5 protein-coding genes are annotated in these 4,145 nt (G+C 70.2%); 1 reads left to right on the top strand and 4 read right to left on the bottom strand.

Going from position 1 to position 4,145, the window contains the following annotated elements:
- The 3 genes from AC1DVT_RS18350 to AC1DVT_RS18340 all read right to left on the bottom strand — a co-directional run.
- Nucleotides 1–247: MarR family transcriptional regulator (locus AC1DVT_RS18350; protein ID WP_477390610.1), on the bottom strand; the 247-nt coding region annotated here is incomplete at its 3' end.
- Nucleotides 244–1,488 (bottom strand): flavin-dependent oxidoreductase, encoded by a 1,245-nt coding sequence (locus AC1DVT_RS18345; RefSeq protein ID WP_477390608.1) that lies wholly within the window; start codon nucleotides 1,486–1,488, stop codon nucleotides 244–246. The genes AC1DVT_RS18350 and AC1DVT_RS18345, both read right to left, overlap by 4 nt.
- 133 nt (nucleotides 1,489–1,621) lie before the next feature.
- A complete protein-coding gene (locus AC1DVT_RS18340; protein ID WP_477390607.1) occupies nucleotides 1,622–2,527 on the bottom strand; it encodes a dihydrodipicolinate synthase family protein in 906 nt (301 codons plus the stop codon).
- A gap of 44 nt (nucleotides 2,528–2,571) precedes the next feature.
- On the opposite strand from AC1DVT_RS18340, the gene AC1DVT_RS18335 reads away from it, so the two are divergent.
- On the top strand, nucleotides 2,572–3,447 hold the full coding sequence (locus tag AC1DVT_RS18335) for an LLM class flavin-dependent oxidoreductase (RefSeq protein WP_477390605.1): 876 nt from the start codon (nucleotides 2,572–2,574) through the stop codon (nucleotides 3,445–3,447).
- 45 nt (nucleotides 3,448–3,492) lie between these two features.
- Here the strand turns inward: AC1DVT_RS18335 and AC1DVT_RS18330 are convergent.
- Nucleotides 3,493–4,145: lactonase family protein (locus tag AC1DVT_RS18330; protein ID WP_477390603.1), on the bottom strand; the 653-nt coding region annotated here is incomplete at its 5' end.

The following is a 4,145-nucleotide window of genomic DNA, read 5'->3' as shown; positions in this document are numbered from 1 at the left end:
CCTCCATGACGGTGAGCAGGTTGCTCACGGTGGAGCGGCTCAAGCGGAGTCGGTCGGCGAGCTCCCCCGGCGACGAGACGGTCCCCCTCGGAAGGGCACGGATCACCTCGATCTGGGCGTCCGGAATCTCGGGGAGCTGCTCAGCCGTACGGGCCGAGGCGAGGAGCAGCCGCCGCAGCGGCGAGATGACGGCGGCGAGACGGGCGTTGTCGAGGGCCATCGCGGCGACGGGCGGGTCTTCGATCATCGGCGCGGGGTGAGCGAGGGCCGCGCGTTGAGCACGTCCGGATGGAAGCCGGCTGCGCGTTTGTAGCCGGCTGCGATCTCGGTGAGCTCCTCGGCCGGAATGACGTCGTGGATGTCGGCGAACCCCTCGGGCGCGCGCTCGGCGGCGAGCAGCATGACCCGCTCCGGACCCTGGGCACGGTTGCTGAGCACGAGCGCGGATGTGGCCGGACGCCGGTCCCCCTCATAGGCGGCGAGCGCGGTCTCGACCGACGAAGCGGTCGCGACGTGGAACGCGAGCGTGCGGGCATCGATGATCGCCTGGGACGCGCCGTTCGAGCCGTTCGGATACATCGCGTGCGCGGCATCGCCCAGCAGGGTCATGCGCCCGAATGTCCACCGCGGAATCGGATCGCGGTCCACCATCGGGTACTCGAGGAGCTCGTCGGCGGCCGCGATGACGGCCGGCACGTCGAGCCAGTCGAACGACCAGTCCCGGAACTGCTCGACGATCGGAGCGGCGTCGACGGAGAGATTCCAGTCCACAGTTTCGGAACCGACGCCTCGCCGCTCGGCGATGAAATTGACGCGGGCGAAGCCATCGGCATCCGGCGCCCCCAACGGGTAGGCGACGAACTTCTGCTCGCCGTCGCCCGCCATGATCATGGTGCGGCCGTCGAGATACGCGGGCACGCGAGCGGTGCCGCGCCACAGTGTCAGGCCATTCCAGATCGGCGCGCCCTCGTCGGGGTAGTGCGCCCGCCGCACTGCGGAGTGGATGCCGTCCGCCGCGACCACGAGGTCTGCAGCGACGGATGCCTCGCCCTCAGGCGTCTCGAACACCGCGGTCGCGGCATCCGCTGCATCGTCGACGCGGATCAGGCGATGGCCGAGGCGCAGTGCGTCGTCGCCGAGCCGCGCACGGACGGCGTCAGCGAGTGCGAGCTGCAGCTCGCCGCGATGGACCGAGATCTGCGGCCATGCGTACCCGGCCTCGCGGCCGCGCGGCTCGCTCCAGATCGGCTGGCCGAAGCGGTTGTAATACGCGAGCGTCGACGGTGCGATGCCCTGGTTCTCGACCCGGTCCGCGAGCCCGAGCTCGGTGAGCTCCCGCATCGCGTGCGGCAGCAGGTTGATGCCGACGCCGAGGGCGCGCAGTTCGCTCGCGCGCTCGTAGATCCGGATGTCGCGCTCGCCGACCGCGTGGAGACTGAGGGCGGCTGCGAGACCGCCGATGCCGGCGCCGATGATGACGATTCGCAAGGCTGACTCCAGTGTCGACGCGGAACGTTGTCCACATAGTTTTGTCTGCGAACATACTTCTGTCAACGGGCGCGCCGATAGCGCAAAGCCGAATCAGCCGGCTATCGCGAGCTCGTCGGTGGATCGAGGCTCGTCATCGGCGGAGGCCGGCCGCGTCGAGTGCGGCAGCGACCTGCGCACGCGCGGCGAGGTCGAGGCTACGCACCGGACGCGGCAGGACACCGGGAGCCACCACGCCGAGGTCTTCGGCCACGGCGGCAGTCACCCGGTAGCTGCCGTGGCGGGCGAACAGCGCCCAGATCGCAGCGAACCGGTCGGACAGGGCACGCGCCCGCTCGCCGTCGCCCTGCTGCGCGGCCCGGGCGATCTCGAGCAGATCACGCGGCAGCACTCCGGCCAGGACGCTGTACCAGACCTCGCATCCCGCCAGAAGCCCCGTCACCCCCGACCCGTCGCCGCTGATGCCGATGGTGACCCGTTCGGGGATGAGCGCGCGCAGCCGGTTCACACGGGCCGTCGCTTCGCCGAGGTCAGCGGGGGCACCGGGGATCTTGATGGACGCGACGGCGCCCAGCTCGGCGATCCGGCCGTGCAGTTCGTCGGAGAACACGAAGTGCGTGGTGTCGGGGTTGTCGTAGACCACGAGGGGGACGGACAGCTCCGCGGCGACGTCCTCATAGAGGCCGAACACCTCGTGCTCGGTGAGCGGCTGATAGCTCATCGGCGCGAGGAGCACCCCGGACGCACCGGCGCGTTGCGCGTCCGCCACGTTCGCGAGCACCTCCCGGGTGCTGAGCGCGCCCACGCCGACGACGACGGGGGTGCCCTTCGCGTTCTGCACAGCCAGCGCCGCAGCGCGCGCTCGCTCGGCGGGGGTCAGGTACGCGTAGCTGCCGGTGGAACCCAGCGCACCGATCGAGTCGACCCCGGCCGACGCGATCGACGAGACCAGTGCCGCATAGGCGACCTCGTCGAGCCGCCCCTCGATGAGCGGGGTCAGCGGGAAGGCACTCAAGCCGGTGAAGACGTTCGTGGGCATAGGGAGTCCTTTCGTCGCTGCGAAGTTCAGGCCAGTCTTCACTCATGACACTCTCGCGGATCAGCGTCGTCATCCCGCCGATGGGACCGTGGAATGCCGAATCGGAGTGGTACCGGTGGGCGGAGGCGGTCGGCTATGACGTCGCCTACACCTACGACCACCTCACCCACCGGACCGCAGAGGACATGTGGCTGGGCGAGGCGTTCACAACGTTGACGGCGGCCGCAGCGTGCACGGAGCGGATCCGGCTGGGCACGCTGGTCGCGTCCGCGGTGTTCCGTCGCCCGGTCGCACTCGCCCGCATCGCCATGACCGTGCAGGACATCTCCGGCGGCCGCCTCGTGCTCGGAATCGGCCTCGGCGCTCCGGACTGCGAGCGCGCGGACCGCGGCGCACCGAGCGCGCTGGGGACGATGGCGGAACGGTTCGCCGATGTCGTGCACGGCTACCTCGCGGCGGCAGGTGGTGCGACCGAGTGGCAGGGCACGACGATGTCGTTCTCCGGACTGCAGTCCGCGCCCGCGCCGGAAGGTGCCGAACCGCCCGAACTGCTCATCGCCGCGCATGGGCCGCGCGCGCTCGCGCTGGCTGTGGCAGTGGCCGACACGTGGAACACGTACGGCGGGCCTGGCTCTACGCAACTCGACGATGACGCTTACTGGGACCTGCTCGCCGCGCAGGCAGCCGGATTCAGCGCGCAGTGCGCGAAGGCTGATCGGGACCCGGCGGCCGTGCGCCGCTCTGTGCTGCTCGGCTTCGGACGCGTCCGCCCCACAAGCAGCGTCAGCGCCTTCTTGGATGCCGCGGCGCGCGCGGAAGCCCTCGGCTTCGACGAGATGGTCGTCTATGCGCCGCCCTCCTCTGCAGGATTGGGCTCCGACCCCGCCATCCACGAACAAGCACTCGCACGCCTGCGCTGACCGCTGCCCAGGAATATGGCGGCGGGCCGTGCCCGCCGAGGGGATTCACGCGAAGCGCACCCAATTCGCTCCGGATCCCGTCTCGACGCGCTGCAGCAGGTGCAGGTCGTCCCCGTCGACGGAGTACAGCGAGATCGAGGTGGACCGTTCTCCCGCCGAGACGAGGTATCGACCATCGACGCTGAGCGCGAATCCGCGTGGCTGCGGCTCGGTCACCGTGAAGCGCCGAGGCGGCGTGAGCGTGCCGTCGGGCGCGACGGAGACGGCCGCGAGGGTGCTCGCAGTTCGCTCCGACGCCCACACCGCACGTCCGCCTGCGCCGAGATGCACGTCAGCACCCCAGATCAGATGGCCCGCACGAGGGTCCGCGCCGAAAGTGCTGTGACGGAGACCAGCCGACGGGTCGAAGGCTGCGGCTGAGCCGCGCAGCGTGAGAAGTCCCGTCTCGAGGTCGCGGGCGTAGTGCAGCACCTCGCCGGAGAACTCGGTGAGCACGTAGACAGCATCGTGGGCATCGTTGAAGACGAGGTGGCGCGGGCCGCTGCCAGTCGGCGCCGCGGCCGTTGCAGGCTCGAGCGGCACAAGTGTCAGGTCGGATTCGAGGGCGAACTGCGCGATGAGATCGGCGCCGAGTGAGACGAAGTAGGCGAACCTGCCGTCGCCGCTCGCGAGGACGGAGTGGAGATTGGGGTAAGTGA

It is taken from the genome of Microbacterium sp. P2_F9 (genome assembly GCF_056403635.1).
The sequence above is the reverse complement of the archived record's forward strand: the minus strand, read 5'-3'. Positions and strand labels throughout refer to the sequence as shown.

Excerpts from the sequence above, each read along its gene's own strand:
- AC1DVT_RS18340 (WP_477390607.1), bottom strand. The coding sequence starts at position 2,527 with ATGCCCACGAACGTCTTCACCGGCTTGAGTGCCTTCCCGCTGACCCCG.
- AC1DVT_RS18335 (WP_477390605.1), top strand. The coding sequence starts at position 2,572 with ATGACACTCTCGCGGATCAGCGTCGTCATCCCGCCGATGGGACCGTGG.